We start from the raw sequence: 15,542 nt of genomic DNA on the forward strand, positions 1-15,542 counted from the left end.
GCGTTCTCAGTCCCGTCTCCGGGGATTCTCAGGTGGCTCTGTGAAGGTCTGACCCGTCACCTGGAGTGCGGAATTCCCGTCATCGGCGGGCCGGAGAGCGGAGGGCTGCGTGAGCAGCGATGTCGCAATGACCCCGACGTCGACGGAAGAACCGACCGAAGCGTCTTCTTCCGGTATCACGACCTATCTGTCCCTGGTGGGCGGCGAGACCGTTCCCGGTGAGGAGTGGGTCTATGTCGTCGACTCCGACGCCCTGCTCGACAACGCGTTCGCGACGCTGTCCCTGAAAAGAAAACTCGAACGCGGAAAAGTCTCGGCAAAGAATCTTCCGCCGACCATCGTCGGCCGGGTGGCGCGGGCCGACCGCGCCACCACGGAACGCGCCCTGGCGGCGGCGGCCGCGGCGACGGGGCCGTGGTCGCAGGTCCCTCCGGAGATCCGCATCGACCGGTTCGGGGAACTGCTCCGCCGCCGGCTCGTCGAGCGGTCCGAACAGCTGACCGAGGTGCTGGTCAGGGAGGGGCACCCCCTCGCGCTGGCGCGGTGGCAGGTGTCGGGCGCCCTGGAGGTGTTCGGGCCGGAATCGCTGGGTTTCTACCGTTCCCAGATGCTGCAGGAGTTCCACCACGGGGACCGGCGGATCTCGGTCCGCCGGCGTCCCGACGGCGTGGTCTGCCTCAACCCGCCGCAGAACGCGCCGCTCTCCAGCGCCCTGCTGGGAGTGACCGCCATCATGGCCGGTAACTCCCTTGTGGTCCGCGCGCCCCGTAGTGCGCCCCTGGGCGCGATGTACGTGCTGCAGGAAGTCGTCGCGCCGGTCCTGGCCGAACTCGGCGCCCCGCCCGGCACGCTCAACGCGGTCTGCGGCGACCCCGCCCCCATGCTGAACGCCTGGCTGGAGAGCCCGCTGGTCGACGACATCATGTACTTCGGCAGCAGCGAGAACGGCATCCGCTTCCAGGAGCGCTGCATCGCCGCGGGGAAGAAACCGATCCTGGAACTCGCCGGGAACGACGTCGTCCTGGTCTGGAAGGACGCCGACCTCGACGCGGCCGCGGACGCCATCACGGAGAGCTTCTACGGCTCCGGCCAGCTGTGCATGATCCCCAACCAGGTGGTCGTCCATCCCGACGTCTGCGACCGGCTGCTGGCGCTGCTGACCGAGCGGGCGGCGCGCATCCGGCCGGGCCGGGCCGCGGAAGAGGGCGTCCTGCTGACGCCCGTCCTGCGGAACGAGAAGTTCTTCTCCTGCCTCCAGGACGCCCTGGACCGGGGCGCCGAACTGGTCTGCGGCGGCCACGCCGTGCAGGAGGACGGCACCCGGGACACCGCCGGCATCTTCCTGGAGCCGACCGTGGTGCTGGTGCGCAGCGGGCTGGAGAAGGCGCGCGAGGTGCAGGCGGTCCGCGAGGAGACGTTCTTCCCGCTGCTGCCGGTGATCGTGGCGGAGCCGGCCCCCGACGACGTGCAGCTCGACCGGTTCGTCGACTTCGTCAACAGCAACGCCTACGGGCTGCGGAACTCCGCCTGGGCGAGCGACCCGGAGGTGGTCGACGCCGTCGTCGGCCGGATCACCCAGGGCGGGCTGCTGAAGGTCAACGACTCCCACATCGGCTTCCTGCCCTACCTGCCCACCCACGGCGGCACCGGGCTGACCGGCGGCGCCTTCGGCGAGGCCAACTACCCGATCCTGCGCACCTCCCACGTCCAGGGCGTCAGCGTCGCCACCGGCGTCCGTCCCACCGAGGCGGTCTTCGGCGCCTGGCAGGCGATGCGCGCCGCCGCCGACTGACCGGCCGCCCCGCTGACCGGCCGACTGGCAGCCGGCCGCCCGGCCGGCTGCCGCACCATCCGCCACCGGCCGCACCGCCCCCCAGCACGCCCACCGCCCGACGCGCCCGCGCGTCCCGCACACCGGCCCGCCGCCCTCCGGGGTCGCGCACCCGCCGTCACCCGCCGTCACCCGTTCCGCTGAGCCGGACAGAAGTCCCGAGGGGGTCCCTTGCGTTCGCTGCAATCCGCACGTGAGACGTGCGAGAAGTTCCTGCCCGGCCTGCTCGACCGGCTCGCCGACGTCCCGCTGGAGGAGCTGGAGGCGCCCCGCAGCGTCGCCTTCGACGACTTCCGGGCCGCCGGCGGCCCGGCCCTGCTGGTCCCCGCCTCCTACGGCGGTATCGGCGCCGACCCGCTGCAGGCGCTCGCGGTGGTGCGGGCCCTCGCGTCGCGCGCCCCCTCGCTGGCCGTCGCCACCACGATGCACCACTTCTCGGTGGCGACGCTCTTCACGCTCGCCGACAGCATCCAGAGCAGCGGCATGGAGTGGGCCCTGCTGGAGGGCATCGCCGAGCAGCGGCTGCTGGTCGCGTCCGGCTTCGCCGAGGGCCGCCCCGGTCGGGGCATCCTCTCGCCGACGATGTCGGCGGTCGAGGCCGAAGGAGGCTACCGCGTCAACGGCGCCAAGAAGCCCTGCAGCCTCGCGCACTCGATGGACCTGCTCACCGCGAGCGTGGCGCTGCCCGCCGCCGACGGCGGGGAGCCGTCCATGGCGGTGCTGCTGGTGCCCCGGGAGACCGAGGGGATCTCCGTCCACCCCTTCTGGGGCAGCCGGACGCTGGCCGGCGCCGAGAGCGACGAGGTGCGGCTGACCGACGTCTTCGTCGACGAGAAGCTGCTGATGCGCACCGAGCCCTCGGTCGCCGGCCGGCTCGACGACCTGCAGACCGTCGGCCTCATCTGGTTCGAGCTGCTGATCTCCGCCTGCTACCTCGGCATCGTCAGCGGCCTGGTGGAACGGGTGGTGGACGGCGGACGCGGCAGCGCCGCGGACCGTGCCCGGGTGCTGACCCGACTGGAGACGGGCGCCCTGCTGCTGGAGGGCACCGCCCGGATGATCGCGGACGGCGACACCGACAACGCCGACCTGGCACGCACCCTCGTCGCCCGCTACGGCGTGCAGGACGCGCTGCGGGACGCGCTGGGCCAGGCCGTGGAGCTCCTGGGCGGGTCGGCGTTCATGTCCTCCTCCGACGTCGGCTACCTCGCCGGCGCCGCGCACGGCCTGTCGTTCCACCCGCCGTCGCGGGCGAGCTTCACCGACCCCTATCTCGACCACGCCGCGGGCCGGCCGCTGCGCCTGACCTGACGAGGGAGAGCCATGACATCGACCCCAGCCGCACCTATGCCGCCGCTGCGCACCCCGGCCCCGCCGGCCGTGCGGACGGCCGTCCCCGGGCGGGACGAACTCGGGGCCCTCTACCGGGCCCACCTCAGCAAGGGCCGGGCCACGCTCGGCGAACTCTTCGGCGGTCACGTCGAGGTCGCCTCCCAGGGGGCCTGGGTCACCACCGCCGACGGCAGCCGCTTCCTCAACTGCGGCGGCTACGGCGTCTTCCTCTCCGGGGCGCGGCACCCCACGGTGGTGCGGCACGTCGCCGAGCAGCTGGCGACGCACCCCGTGGCGACGCGGCTGTTCCTGGAGCCCCAGGCGGCGCTGGCGGCCGACGCGCTGGTCGCCGTCGCGCCCGCCGGGCTGGAGCGGGTGCACTTCGCCGGCTCGGGGGCGGAGGCGGTGGAGGCCGCGGTGAAGCTGGCGCGCACCCGCGGCCGCCGCCGGCTGGTCGCCACCGAGAACGGTTACCACGGCAAGACGATGGGCGCGCTGAGCCTGACCGGCCGGAGCGTCTTCCAGGAGCCGTTCCGCCCGCTGCTGCCGGACACCACCCACGTCCCGTTCGGCGACGCCGCCGCCCTGGAGGCCGTGGTGGCGGCCCATCCGGGCGAGGCGTGCGTGGTGCTGGAGCCCGTCCAGGGCGAGGCGGGGGTGGTGATCCCGCCCGACGGCTACCTGCGGGCGGTGCAGGAGATCTGCCGCCGCCACGGCGCCTTCCTGGTGCTGGACGAGATCCAGACGGGGCTCGGGCGGCTCGGCTCGTGGTGGGGCGTAGACCGCGAGGGCGTCACCCCCGACGTGCTGCTGGTCGGCAAGGGCCTCAGCGGCGGGATCGTCCCGGTCTCGGCGGTGGTCGCCACCCACGCGGCGTTCCGGGCGTTCGACCGGGACCCCTACCTGCACACCTCCACCTTCGCGGGGGCGCCCCTGGCGATGGCGGCCGTCCGCGGGGCCCTGGCCGCGCTGCACGAGGACGACCTCGTCACCCGCTCCCGGCAGCTCGGCGCGGAGATCCTGCCGGAGCTGGAACGGATCGTCCGCGCCCACTACGGCACCGCCGTCCGCGAGGTCCGGGGCCGGGGGTTGCTGCTGGGGATCGAGTTCGCCGAGCCCGGCCCGGCCGGCGACCTGCTGATCGAGCTGATCATGAACGGCGTCATCGCCAACCACTCCCTCAACTCGCACCTCGTCCTGCGCTTCACCCCGCCCGCGGTGCTCACCCGCGGCGACCTGGACTTCTTCTACGAGGCGGTCGACCGGGCGTGCCGCGCGCAGAGCGTCCGCTACGGAACGACGACAGAAGGCGGCAGCAACCATGCGTAGCGTCAGCGTCACCCTCAGGATCGCCGACCAGGACGCCCAGCAGGCGTTCGACCGGGTCAGCGCGTTCAGCCGCTACCCGGAGCTGACCGACGTGATCCGGTCGGTGGAGACCCGGCAGGTCTCCCCCTCCGCGGAGATCAGCGACTGGGAGGTCTACTTCCGCAACGGCGTGCTGTGCTGGAGCGAGAGCGACCTCTTCGACCGGGAGACCCTCACCATCACCTTCGAGCAGGTGGACGGCGACTTCGCGGAGTTCCGCGGCACCTGGCGGATGGAGGCCGACGGGCCGCACTGCCTGGTGGTCTTCGCCGCCGAGTTCGACTTCGGCATCCCCAGCCTCGCCGGCATCCTGGACCCGGTCGCGCAGCGGGTGTTCAAGGAGACCATCGCCCGCGTGGTCATCGGACTGTTCGCGGGCGGCGCCGAGGTGGTGGGCGACGAGGCCGTCGCCCGGGCGGTCGCCGACGCGCGGGCCGTCGCCGAGGCGCGGGCCGCGGCGGCGGGCGCTCCGGGGGCGCTCTGATGGATGCCCGCAACCTCTTCGAGACGCCGACGACCTACCGGCTGATCCGGCTGGAGTACGCGCTGGGGCTGGCGGTCGCCACGGTCCTGCTGCTGGCCAACCTGGGCGAGGTCCGCTGGGTCGCCTTCGTCGCGCTGTTCGTGTACATCGACCTCATCGGCTACATCCCGGGGGCGATGGCCCACCACCGCAGCCCGACCGGGGAGGTCCACCGGGCCTACTACGTGCTCTACAACGTGATGCACAGCCTGGTGACGCAGGGGCTGGTGGTCCTCGCCTGGATCTGGCTGTGGGGCGCGGAGTGGGCGCTGCTCGCCATCCCGATCCACCTCTTCGGCGACCGCGCGCTCTTCGGCAACTTCCTCAAGCCGTTCGCGGTGAGCTTCGAGCCGGTCCCCCACCCCGCCTACGCGCGGCTCGCCGCCGACATGGCGGCGCCGGCAGCCGGTCGCCCCGCCGCCCCCGGCGCCTCCCCCGGCGCCTCCGCGTCCGAGGACGGCCCCGCCGGCGCGCCCGAGGCGACCGGCACCGCCGCCGCCCACCGGGCCCCGAACACCTGAGGGCGCGCCCGCACGCTCCGCGGCGCACCGACGACACCTCTTCCGGAAGGGGACACACCATGTCCGACACCTACCAGCGCCTCGTCCACCTGCTCGCCGGCTCCTTCGGCCTGGACGCGGCGGACATCACGCCGGACAGCACGCTCGGCGGCCTCGAACTGGACTCCCTCGCCCTCGTCGAGCTGTCGGTCGCCTCCCAGGAGGAGTTCGGGGTGGAGCTCGACGACAGCGAGGTCGACCTCGACTCCACCATCGCGCACGCGGCCGGGGTCATCTCCGGGAAGCTGACGGCCGTCTGATGAGCGGACCCACAGGGGCGCCGCCCCGGGAGCCGTTCCACGCCGCCGTCACCGGGGTCGGTCTCGTCACCGCCGCCGGCGTCGGGGTGGCCCGCACCTGGGAGGTGCTGCACGCCGCCCGGGGCACCGCGGCGGTCGACCATCCGGACCTCGCCGGACTGCCGGTCGACTTCGCGTGCTCGGTGCCCGACTTCGACCCCGGGGCGCTCATCGAACGCAAGCAGCAGTGGCGGCTCGACCGGAGCAGCCAGCTGGTACTGGTGGCGGCGCACGAGGCGCTCGCCGACTCGGGGCTGGACCGGGACGCCTGGGACGCCACCCGGGTCGGGGTCGTCCTGGGCAACGGCATCGGCGGCGCCGCGACCTGGGAGAAGCAGCACACCGTGCTGTTGGAACGGGGCCCGCGCCGGGTCTCCCCGCTCCTGGTGCCGATGCTCTCCCCCAACATGTGCGCCGGCTACGTCTCGATGATGTGCGGTGCCCGCGGGCCCAGCTTCGTGACCGCGACGGCCTGCGCCTCGGGGACCACGGCGACGGGTGTGGCGCGCGAGCTGCTGCGGTCGGGGCTGTGCGACGTGGTCGTCACCGGCGGCACCGAGGCTCCGCTGGTGCCGTCGCTGGTCACCGGGTTCAGCCAGATGGGGGCGCTGGCCGCCCGGCGCGAGGACCTGGCCGCGACCTCCCGGCCCTTCGACGCGGACCGCGGCGGTTTCGTACCGGCCGAGGGGGCGGGGGTGCTGGTCCTGGAGCGGCCGGAGCACGCCCGGGCGCGCGGCGCGCACGTCCGGGCGATGGTCAGCGGTTACGGCGCCTCGGCCGACGCCCACCACGCGACGGCGCCCGACCCGGACGGCGTCGGCGCCGAGCTCGCGCTCCGGGCCGCGCTGACCGACGCCGGCGTCGGAGCCGACGCGGTCGACCACGTCAACGCGCACGGCACCGCCACCCGGCTCAACGACGCCACCGAGGCCCGGATGATCCACCGGGTGCTGGGCGAGAGGCCCGCCGTCACCTCGGTCAAGGGGGTGGTGGGCCACTCGCTCGCGGCGGCCGGCGCCATCGAGGCGGTGGTGACGGCGCTGACCGTCGAGAGCGGCCACATCCCGCCGACGGCCAACCTGGAGAGCCTGGACCCGGAGCTGGAGGTGGACATGGTCCACAAGGCCGGCCGCCGGACACCGGTCGAGGTGGCCGTCAGCAACTCGTTCGGGTTCGGGGGTCAGAATGCCGTGCTGGTCCTCACCCGGGCCTGAGCGGGTCGCGGCAGTGCCCGGGCGTCGCGGGCACCGCCGCGGCCAGGGCCCGGACCACGGTCGCCGCGGCCAGGGCGTGGCCGCGTCCGGTGCGGCGGGTCCGGTCCCGGCTCCACGCCGGCACGGCCCCCGACTCGGCCCGCGGCGGGTCCAGGTCGACGCAGAGCGCGCCGTGGCGGACCGCGACGGCCCTGACCCGGTCCGCCATGCGGCGCTGCTGCTCCGCGGCCGGGTCGCGCCTGCCGCCCGTCCCGGGGCGGGCGGCGGGTCCGAGCCCCACCAGCGCCACGTCGTACCCGGCGTCGCGCAACGGGGCGACGGTCCGGGTGAGTTCCGCGGTCGCGCCGCGCAGGTCCGGCGTCTCCCGCGTGGCGTACCCGGCGCCCCAGCACAGCAGGGCGAGGTCGCCGCGGAAGGCGAGCGCGGCGGGCAGCTGCACGGAGCGCACCTGCGCGGCGGTGGTCGGACGCCGCCCCAGCAGGTTGAGGTGGGCGAGGTCCGCCGCGACCTCGCGCAGTGCCGCCGCGACCCGGTCGTACCAGGGCCACGGCGCGTAGCCGGGCACCGGCTCGGCCGACCGTTCGACCGGGATGTCCCCGATCACGACGAGCCGGCGCCACCGCGCGCCGGCGAGCAGCCGCTGCGCCTCGCCGGGGCGCAGGCAGCCGGGGTCGTCGGCCTCCCCCGTCGCGTACGGCACCGGCCCGGGCGTCTCGTTGATGGCGTTCCCCTCCCTCGCCGCCCTCTCTCCGCACCCCGAGGGCATCTCGTTGTTGCCCGTCGCGCGGCCGGTCCACTCCCCCGGCGGCGGCCGTTCCGGGACCGAGCACCGTCTCAGGAGAATCTCAGCGGGATCTCAGCCCGCTCCGGAAGCATCGGGGGCACGGCAGGAACGCGGCCCGACCGCCTCCTCGACCGGGAGAGGTACCCGAAGTGGCCCAACGGGGATCCGGAGCGATCCGGATCGGGTGCAAGCCCCCGCAGGTTCGAATCCTGCCCTCTCCGCCGACCGTCCGACGCCGCGCCCCGGCGGTGCGCCCGGGGCGGCCGCCCGCCGCCGGCGCCCGACCGGGTGCCCGCCGCAAGGTGCCCGACCGGGTGCCCGATCGGCCAGGGGCCGCCGCGCCGCCCCCGTCATTCCCGCCCGGTTCCCGCCGGGCCCAGCCGTGGACTCCGCCGGCGATCGCCGGCGCCTCTCGGACGTTGCGACGAGCGAAGGACATGCGCATGATCGACAAACTGCTGAAGCGGCCGCTCGAAGTGGTGGAGACCAACTTCCGGCGGCCCACCGGACGCTCCGGCACGCTGGTCGGCCACCTGATGGCACGCCAGCACCGCACCCTGACGGTGTGGGCGGCCGAGCACATGGACGTACGGCGCTCGCAGCGGGTCCTGGACATCGGCTGCGGCAGCGGCATGGCGGTCGAGCTGCTCTCCCGCCGGGCGAGCAGCGGGTTCGTCGCCGGCGTGGACTACTCGCCCGAGATGGTCCGCCAGTCCGTGCGCCGCAACGTCGACGGCATCGCTCGGGGCCGGGTGGAGATCAAGGAGGGCGACGCGGGCAACCTGCCGTACCCCGAGTCGTCGTTCGATCAGGTGAGCGCCATCGAGACGTTCTACTTCTGGCCCGACCCGATGCGGGGCCTCGCCGAGGCCTACCGCGTCCTGCGGCCCGGCGGCCAGGTGGCGATCACCCTGGAGATGAGCCGGGAGGCGGCCGAGCAGCCCTCCCCGATCCAGCGATACTTCGGGCGACGGTTCACGGAGCGGTCGGAGCGCGAGGGGCTGCGCATCCTCTCGGGGGCGGATCTGGTGGAGATGCTGACCAAGGCGGGATTCCAGGAGGGCCGGTTCGTCTCCGAGCCGCGCCGCTCGCTCGGCTGGGTCTGCGCGCTGGCGCGGAAGTGAGAGGGGGGAACCACCGATGACGACGTCACCTGGCACCCGCGCCTCCGCCGCACCGGCGGCCGCGCCGACCGGCTCCGCCCCGCCCCTCGCGCCGGAGGGCAGCGGACTGCCGGTACTGGGCAGCATCCTCGACTTCCGCCGCGACATCCTGCTGGCCATGCACCGGGGGTGGCGCGACCACGGCGACCTGGTGCGGTACCGGCTGGGCCCGGTGGTGGTGCACGGCGTCTCCAGCCCCGAGCTGGCCGCCGAGGTGCTCACCGACAGCGCCGCCTACGGCAAGCTCGGCCCGGACAACCCGCTCCGGCTGATCCTGGGCGAGGGCCTGCTCACCAGCGACGACCACGAGAGCTGGATGCGCAACCGGCGCATGATGCAGCCGATCTACACCAAGCAGGCCATCGCCCGCATGTACGAGTCGATGTCCGCGTCGACGGCGGCGCAGGTCGCGCACATGGCGCGCAGCCACCGCAGCGGCGACGTCGTGGACATCCACGGCGAGATGATGCGGGTGACCCTCGACATCGTCAGCCGCTGCATGTTCAGCACCGACGTCGAGCAGACCCGCGACGGCATCAGCCCCGAGGCCGTGGACGTCGCCATCAACTACGCCTTCGACCGGCTGCAGAACCCCTTCAGCCCGCCGACCCACTGGCCGACCCCCCGCAACCGCCGCTTCCGGCGCGTGATGGAGGGCATCGACGCGATGACCTACGGCATCATCGCGGAGCGCCGCGCGGCGGCCGCCGCCGGCACCGTGCGGGGCGACGGCACGCCCGACCTGCTGGACATGCTGCTGGAGGTCCGGGACGCCGACACCGGGCAGGGGATGAGCGACCGCGAGGTCCGCGACGAGGTCATCACGACCTTCGGCGCCGGCCACGAGACCACCGCCATCACGCTGACCTGGGCGTTCTATCTGCTCTCCCGCCACCGCGAGGTGCTGCGCCGGGTGCAGGAGGAGGTGGACGCGGTCCTCGGGGACGCCATGCCCACCATGGCCGACCTCGCCGCGATGCCGTACGCCCTCCAGGTCTTCGAGGAGGCGCTGCGGCTGTACCCCTCGGCGCCGATCGTGCCGCGGTTGGCGCTGCGGGACACCGAGTTGGGCGGGTACACCGTGCCGGCCGGCTCCCGGCTGCTGGTCGACCTCTTCACCATCCACCGCCACGAGCGGCACTGGGAGGACCCGGAGCGGTTCGACCCGGACCGGTTCTCCGCCGAGGGCAAGCGGGGACGGCACCGGTTCGCCCACATGCCCTTCGGCGCCGGCCCGCACCTGTGCATAGGCAAGCACTTCGCGCTGATGGAGGCGCACCTGCTGCTGGCGGCCCTGGTGCGGCGGTACGAGTTCCGCCACGTACCGGCGCACCGCGTGGTCAACCAGGCGTCGATCACGCTGCGGCCGCGGTACGGCATGGAGATGACCGTGCACACGCGGTCCCGGGCGACCGGCACGGGCTAGACCGGACCGGACCCGGCGGGTCGGTCGCGGGGCCCGCCCGAGCCGCAACTGACCCGCCGCCGCCGCGAACGCGCCCCGGGCCGACCGGCACCGTCCCGACACCCCCCGATCCGAAACCGCCACCGATCCGAAACCGCCACCGAACGGAAGACGGACCCGATGAACATCGACCCCAGCACCGCGGACGCCGCACGACTGAACTGGACGCAGTACCGCCCGGGGCAGCGGGCGGGCCACTACGAGAGCTTCTACCAGCGGGGCAACCACCCGACCGAGCCCCGCGCGTTCTGGATCCGCTACACCGTCTTCAGCCCCGAGGGGATGCCGGAGTCGGCCATCGGCGAGCTGTGGGCGGTCCACTTCGACGGCACCACCGGTCGGCACGTGGTGGCGAAGGAGGAGCACCCGATCGCCGACTGCCACTTCTCGCCGGACTCCTTCGGCGCGCGGATCGACGGGAGCGTCCTGGAGCCGGGCGCGCTGCGCGGCGAGGCCCGCGGCACGGACGGCCGGATCGGCTGGGACCTGACCTACAAGGGGTCCGAGCCTCCGCTGCTGCTGCTCCCGCCGCGGATGTACACCGGCGGCTTCCCCAAGGCGAAGAGCCTCGTCGGTCTGCCGCTGGCGACCTACTCCGGCACCCTCACCGTGGACGGCGAGACCGTCGACATCGACGGCTGGACCGGCAGTCAGAACCACAACTGGGGCAGCCGGCACACCGACCACTACGCCTTCGGGCAGGTCGCCGGGTTCGACGGCGAGCCCGACACGTTCCTGGAGATCGTGACCGGCCGGACCCGCGTGGCCGGGCCCGTCATGACGCCGAAGGTCACCTTCCTGGTGCTGCGCCACCACGACCGGGAGTACCAGCTCTCCTCCCTCGGCAGGGCGCTGCGCGCCAAGGGCGACTTCGGCTACTTCTACTGGGACTTCGCCAGCTCGGACGAGGCGGTCGCCATCCGCGGCCGGTTCACCGCGGCCCCGGCCGACTTCGTCGGCCTCAACTACTACAACCCGCCCGGCGGCATCAAGCACTGCCTCAACACCAAGATCGGCCGGTGCGACCTCCAGATCACCAACAAGGCGACCGGCCGGGTGGAGCGCCTGACCGCCTCCGACCGGGCGCTGATGGAGATCCTCACCGACGACCGCGACCACGGAGTCCCGATCCGCGCATGAACCTTCGCACCGACCGACCGCGCCCGGAGGGACACCGCGACTCCGGTGTGCCGACCCGCCTGGCGCGGTTGACCAGCCGTCACCGCCGCCCGCTGGCCGTGGTGTGGCTGCTGCTGCTCGCCGTGGCCGGCGTGCAGGCGTTCTCCCTGCCCGGCCTGCTCAGCGGGGGCGGCTGGTACGCCGCCGGCTCCGGTTCCGCCGAGGCGGCCGCACGCCTCGCCGACGACGGGTTCGAGGGGCGCGGCGCCACCTCCGTCACCGTCGTCATCACCGACCACCGGTACCGGTCGGGGCAGCCGCAGTTCGAGGCGCGGGTCGCCGAGGCCGCCGACGCCGTCCTGCGCGACGACCGGCTGCGCGCCTCGGAGAGCTACGGCTGGACCACGCTCACCGAGGAGGAGAACCGCGGCGCGTTCCTCGGCGAGGACGGCCGCACCGCCCTGGTGCGCGTGGGCTCCGACCTCGACGACGGCACGGCCCGCCGCGTGCTGCCCGACATCCAGGAGGGGCTCGACTCCCGGTTCGGGCCCGAGGAGCTGGACGTGTCGCTGGTGAGCCAGGCGGCGCTGTGGGGCGAGGTCAACCACCTCAGCGAGCGCGGGCTGATCCTCGCCAAGGTGGTGACCCTGCCGATCATCCTGCTGGTGCTGCTGCTGATCTTCCGCAGCGTGGCGGCGGCGCTGGCCACGCTGCTGGTGGGGGTGACGGCCGTCGTCTTCGCCTTCGGGCTGCTGGCGGTGGTCGCCCGGCAGGTGGAGCTGTCGGTGTTCGTGCAGAGCGCCGCCGCCATGCTCGGACTGGGCGTCGGGGTCGACTACTCGCTCTTCATGATCATGCGGTTCAAGGACGAGCTGCGGGCGGAGGGCGACTCCTCGCGGGAGGCCGTGGAGCGGGCGATGGCCCGCACGCTGCGCACCTCCGGGGAGACGGTCCTCGCCTCGGGGCTGACCATCGTCGCCGCGATGTCCACGTTGTTCCTGGTCGACCTCGGGGTGATCCGCTCCATGGCGCTGGGCGCCGTGGTGGTGGTGGCCCTCGCGGTGCTGATCAGCGTGCTGCTACTGCCGGTCCTGCTGCACCTCCTGGGCCCCCGCATCGAGTGGGGCCGGGTGGGACGACCCCGGGACGCCGCGCGGCGCGGTGAGCGCTGGACCCGCGTCACCCGGCGGGTGATGGCCCGTCCGGTGCTGTTCCTCGCCATCGGGGTGGGCGCCATGCTGGTGCTGGCGCTGCCGGCGCTGCGGTTGGAGACGTTCACCCCGGACGCCCGGGTGGTCCCCGCCGACACCGCGGTCCGCCAGGGGTACGACACCGCCCGCGACGCGTTCGGGGTGGGCAGCGCCGCGCCGTTGCAGGTGGTCGTCTCGGCGTCCGACCCCGTGCGGGAGATGCCGGCGGCGGCCCGTGCCGACCTGCTGGAGTTCCACGACGCCCTGGCCGGGCTGCCCGGCGCGGTCCGCGTCGACTCGGCGGTGGCGACCCTGCGCGCGGTGAACCCGCAGGACCCCCTCCTCGTGCCGGCCGACACCGGCGGGCTGCCCGACGACGCCCGCGCCACCCTCGGCCACTTCGTCTCCGCCGACGGCACGACGCTGCTCATCGAGGTGGTGGGCGACGACACCGCCTCCTCCGAGGCGGTGCAGCGGCTGCTGGAGGAGGTCCGGGCCGAGGCGGAGGTGCTGGCCGCGGCCGGTGACTGGCGCGTGGCCGTGGGCGGGGAGACGGCGGAGGGGGTGGACGCCAACGCGGTAATCGAGGACGCGCTGCTTCCCGTCATCGCCACCATGCTCGCCGTGATCTACCTGCTGCTGCTGTTCACGTTCCGCTCGCTCTTCCTGCCGCTGAAGGCCATCGCCATCAACCTGCTGTCGGTGAGCGCCACCTACGGCGTGCTGGTGCTGATCTTCCAGGACGGCTGGCTGAGCGGGCCGCTGGGGCTCGACGCCGACGGCCGGCTCACCAACTTCGTGCCCGTCCTGCTGGTGACGCTGCTGTTCAGCCTCTCCACGGACTACGAGGTCTTCCTGCTGAGCAGGGTCCGCGAGGACTACCTCGCCACCGGGGACAACACCGGCAGCGTCGCGCGGGGCATGGCGGACACCATGCCGCTGATCTCCGGTGCCGCCGTCCTCATGGTCGCGGTCTTCTCCGCCTTCGCCTTCACCGGCATCATCCCGATCCAGCAACTCGGCCTCGGCATGGCCCTGGCCATCGCGCTGGACGCCACCGTCATCCGGCTGCTGATCGTCCCCGCCTCGATGCGGCTGATGAGCCGGTGGAACTGGTGGCTGCCCTTCCGCCGCCAGGACCCGCCCGCCGTACCGGGCACCGGCACGCCGTCCGGGCCGTCCGGCCCCCCGGACGTGCCGCAGCCCGCCTCCACCGCCCCAGCGAAGGGACCGCACCCGTCATGACCGAGCAGACCGCCGCGACCCCCGGCGAAGCCGACACCCCGTCCCGGGTGAGCGAGTCCGTCGTCGTCCGGGTGCCGCCCGAGACCGCCTACGCCGCCGTGAGCGACGTGGCCCGCATGGGCGAGTGGAGCCCGGAGTGCAGGGGCGCGTGGGTGCTCGGCAAGGGCCCCGTGCGGGTCGGCACCCGCTTCGTCGGCCGCAACCGGGCGCGCTGGCTGCCCTGGCCGACGCTGTGCCGCGTGGTCGAGGCGGAGCCCGGGCGCGCCTTCGCCTTCCACGTCGGGTTCCTCGGCATCCCGGTCGCCGGGTGGGCGTACCGGTTCCGCCCGCTGCCGGAGGGGTGCGAGGTGCGCGAGGAGTGGCACGACCGCCGGTCCGGCCCGCTCGGCGCGGCGCTCACCGCCGTGACGCCGCTGGTGACCGGCGTCGTCCGCCGTCGGTCGCGCAACCGGACCACGATGCGCGCCACCCTCCTCGCGCTGCGCGACGCGCTGGAGGCCGAACAGGAGGGGTGACGGGCCGGACCGCCCGTCGCCGCTCCGGCCCGCCACCTCCCGCGCCCGGCCCCGCACCGGCACCGCCCCGCCACCGCCCGCCGGCTCCTCCGCCGGTCCGGCCCGCCGCAGAAGCACGTCGCACGTCGTACCCGCACGCCGTACCCGCACGTCGCATCACGAGCACGCCCGACCGGAGACACCCGGAGAGGAAGGAGCCCCCATGCCGCACGTCATAGCCGGCGCGCCGAGCAGCGGACCCGAGGCGGAGCCGGTGCCCGGCAGGAAGCCGTGCCTGGACTTCTTCTCCGGCCTGGCCGCCGGGGTCGCCCTCGTCACCGCGTCCACCGACGACGGGCCCGTCGGGACGACCGTCTCGACCGTCACCTCGCTCTCGGCGGAGCCGCCGCTGCTGCTGCTCTGCCTCGCCCACTCCTCGCGCACCCTGGACGCGCTGCGCACCCGCGACCGCTTCGCCGTCCACCTGCTGGCGGAGGGCCAGTCCCTCCGCGCCCGCCGGTTCTCCTCGGCACCGCCGGCGGAGCGGTTCGCCGCGGAGTCGTACGAGGAGAGCCTGGGCGCGCCCGTCCTGGCGGACGCCCTGAGCTGGGCGGTCTGCCGCACGGCCGAGATCCGCCCCTACGGGGACCACTGCCTGGTCGTCGGACGGCTCACCGCGCTGCGCGCCGGGCCGGGCCGGCCGCTGATCTGGCACGATCGCGCCTTCCACGCTCTGGCCGAGCAGGGGCCGCGATGAGCCTCCCGGTCGCCGACCTGCCGCCGTGGTCCGCGGCACCCGCCGCGCCCACCGCGCCCGCAGCCCGGGTCACCGACGACCTGACCGTCGACATCGCCGTCGTCGGCGCGGGACTCGCCGGCCTCGCCACCGCCCACCACCTGCTGGACCGGGACCCGTCGGCCGACGTGGCCGTGGTCGACGCCCGCCGGCCGGCGG

General features: G+C 74.1%; 15 protein-coding genes and 1 tRNA gene. 15 read left to right on the forward strand and 1 reads right to left on the reverse strand.

Annotation, left to right across the window (positions count from 1 at the left end):
* Positions 1-127: 127 nt before the first annotated feature.
* The 7 genes from HCN52_RS01665 (at position 128) to HCN52_RS01695 (ending at position 7,127) form a co-directional block, all read left to right on the forward strand.
* Positions 128-1,792 carry an aldehyde dehydrogenase family protein gene (locus HCN52_RS01665; RefSeq protein WP_168086533.1) on the forward strand — a complete coding sequence of 555 codons (1,665 nt, stop codon included), beginning with the start codon at positions 128-130 and terminating at the stop codon, positions 1,790-1,792.
* Positions 1,793-2,002: 210 nt separating this feature from the next.
* Entirely contained in the window at positions 2,003-3,142 is a 1,140-nt protein-coding gene (locus HCN52_RS01670; protein WP_168086519.1) for an acyl-CoA dehydrogenase family protein, read from the forward strand.
* Between the two features lie 36 nt (positions 3,143-3,178).
* Positions 3,179-4,492: an aspartate aminotransferase family protein gene (locus HCN52_RS01675; protein ID WP_168086534.1), complete on the forward strand. Its 1,314-nt coding sequence runs from the start codon at positions 3,179-3,181 to the stop codon at positions 4,490-4,492.
* Complete coding sequence (locus HCN52_RS01680) at positions 4,485-5,015, forward strand: type II toxin-antitoxin system RatA family toxin (RefSeq protein ID WP_168086520.1); 531 nt, start codon at positions 4,485-4,487, stop codon at positions 5,013-5,015. Before HCN52_RS01675 ends, HCN52_RS01680 begins: the two co-directional genes overlap by 8 nt.
* Positions 5,015-5,575, forward strand: a complete 561-nt coding sequence (locus HCN52_RS01685) for a hypothetical protein (RefSeq protein WP_168086521.1) — start codon at positions 5,015-5,017, stop codon at positions 5,573-5,575. Before HCN52_RS01680 ends, HCN52_RS01685 begins: the two co-directional genes overlap by 1 nt.
* Positions 5,576-5,634: 59 nt before the next feature.
* A complete protein-coding gene (locus HCN52_RS01690) occupies positions 5,635-5,874 on the forward strand; it encodes an acyl carrier protein (protein WP_168086522.1) in 240 nt (79 codons plus the stop codon).
* Positions 5,874-7,127, forward strand: a complete 1,254-nt coding sequence (locus tag HCN52_RS01695) for a beta-ketoacyl-[acyl-carrier-protein] synthase family protein (protein WP_168086523.1) — start codon at positions 5,874-5,876, stop codon at positions 7,125-7,127. The genes HCN52_RS01690 and HCN52_RS01695 overlap by 1 nt, the downstream gene beginning before the upstream one ends.
* Here the strand turns inward: HCN52_RS01695 and HCN52_RS01700 are convergent.
* On the reverse strand, positions 7,114-7,827 hold the full coding sequence (locus HCN52_RS01700; protein WP_168086524.1) for a GDSL-type esterase/lipase family protein: 714 nt from the start codon (positions 7,825-7,827) through the stop codon (positions 7,114-7,116). The genes HCN52_RS01695 and HCN52_RS01700 overlap by 14 nt on opposite strands.
* A gap of 218 nt (positions 7,828-8,045) precedes the next feature.
* Between HCN52_RS01700 and HCN52_RS01705 the strand changes: the two genes are divergently transcribed.
* From HCN52_RS01705 to HCN52_RS01740, 8 genes are all read left to right on the forward strand, one after another.
* A tRNA-OTHER gene (locus HCN52_RS01705) sits at positions 8,046-8,132 on the forward strand.
* A gap of 222 nt (positions 8,133-8,354) precedes the next feature.
* On the forward strand, positions 8,355-9,035 hold the full coding sequence (locus HCN52_RS01710; RefSeq protein WP_168086525.1) for a class I SAM-dependent methyltransferase: 681 nt from the start codon (positions 8,355-8,357) through the stop codon (positions 9,033-9,035).
* Positions 9,036-9,051: 16 nt separating this feature from the next.
* Positions 9,052-10,500: a cytochrome P450 gene (locus tag HCN52_RS01715; RefSeq protein ID WP_168086526.1), complete on the forward strand. Its 1,449-nt coding sequence runs from the start codon at positions 9,052-9,054 to the stop codon at positions 10,498-10,500.
* Between the two features lie 159 nt (positions 10,501-10,659).
* On the forward strand, positions 10,660-11,679 hold the full coding sequence (locus HCN52_RS01720; RefSeq protein WP_209314042.1) for a hypothetical protein: 1,020 nt from the start codon (positions 10,660-10,662) through the stop codon (positions 11,677-11,679).
* A complete protein-coding gene (locus HCN52_RS01725) occupies positions 11,676-14,093 on the forward strand; it encodes an MMPL family transporter (RefSeq protein ID WP_168086527.1) in 2,418 nt (805 codons plus the stop codon). Before HCN52_RS01720 ends, HCN52_RS01725 begins: the two co-directional genes overlap by 4 nt.
* Entirely contained in the window at positions 14,090-14,608 is a 519-nt protein-coding gene (locus HCN52_RS01730; protein ID WP_168086528.1) for an SRPBCC family protein, read from the forward strand. Before HCN52_RS01725 ends, HCN52_RS01730 begins: the two co-directional genes overlap by 4 nt.
* 202 nt (positions 14,609-14,810) lie before the next feature.
* Positions 14,811-15,344 (forward strand): flavin reductase family protein, encoded by a 534-nt coding sequence (locus HCN52_RS01735; RefSeq protein WP_168086529.1) that lies wholly within the window; start codon positions 14,811-14,813, stop codon positions 15,342-15,344.
* Positions 15,341-15,542, forward strand: a 202-nt coding sequence (locus HCN52_RS01740) for an FAD-dependent oxidoreductase (protein ID WP_168086530.1), incomplete at its 3' end; no start/stop codon positions are given. The genes HCN52_RS01735 and HCN52_RS01740, both read left to right, overlap by 4 nt.

Source organism: Streptomyces bohaiensis (genome assembly GCF_012033785.1).
Taxonomy (GTDB): Bacteria; Actinomycetota; Actinomycetes; order Streptomycetales; family Streptomycetaceae; genus Streptomyces; species Streptomyces bohaiensis.

What these genes read in the sequence shown, in the direction of transcription:
- HCN52_RS01680 (WP_168086520.1), top strand. Translation starts at nt 4,485, where the DNA reads ATGCGTAGCGTCAGCGTCACCCTCAGGATCGCCGACCAGGACGCCCAG.
- HCN52_RS01665 (WP_168086533.1), top strand. Translation starts at nt 128, where the DNA reads ATGACCCCGACGTCGACGGAAGAACCGACCGAAGCGTCTTCTTCCGGT.
- HCN52_RS01720 (WP_209314042.1), top strand. Translation starts at nt 10,660, where the DNA reads ATGAACATCGACCCCAGCACCGCGGACGCCGCACGACTGAACTGGACG.
- HCN52_RS01735 (WP_168086529.1), top strand. Translation starts at nt 14,811, where the DNA reads ATGCCGCACGTCATAGCCGGCGCGCCGAGCAGCGGACCCGAGGCGGAG.
- HCN52_RS01685 (WP_168086521.1), top strand. Translation starts at nt 5,015, where the DNA reads ATGGATGCCCGCAACCTCTTCGAGACGCCGACGACCTACCGGCTGATC.
- HCN52_RS01695 (WP_168086523.1), top strand. Translation starts at nt 5,874, where the DNA reads ATGAGCGGACCCACAGGGGCGCCGCCCCGGGAGCCGTTCCACGCCGCC.
- HCN52_RS01730 (WP_168086528.1), top strand. Translation starts at nt 14,090, where the DNA reads ATGACCGAGCAGACCGCCGCGACCCCCGGCGAAGCCGACACCCCGTCC.
- HCN52_RS01725 (WP_168086527.1), top strand. Translation starts at nt 11,676, where the DNA reads ATGAACCTTCGCACCGACCGACCGCGCCCGGAGGGACACCGCGACTCC.
- HCN52_RS01690 (WP_168086522.1), top strand. Translation starts at nt 5,635, where the DNA reads ATGTCCGACACCTACCAGCGCCTCGTCCACCTGCTCGCCGGCTCCTTC.
- HCN52_RS01710 (WP_168086525.1), top strand. Translation starts at nt 8,355, where the DNA reads ATGATCGACAAACTGCTGAAGCGGCCGCTCGAAGTGGTGGAGACCAAC.
- HCN52_RS01715 (WP_168086526.1), top strand. Translation starts at nt 9,052, where the DNA reads ATGACGACGTCACCTGGCACCCGCGCCTCCGCCGCACCGGCGGCCGCG.
- HCN52_RS01675 (WP_168086534.1), top strand. Translation starts at nt 3,179, where the DNA reads ATGCCGCCGCTGCGCACCCCGGCCCCGCCGGCCGTGCGGACGGCCGTC.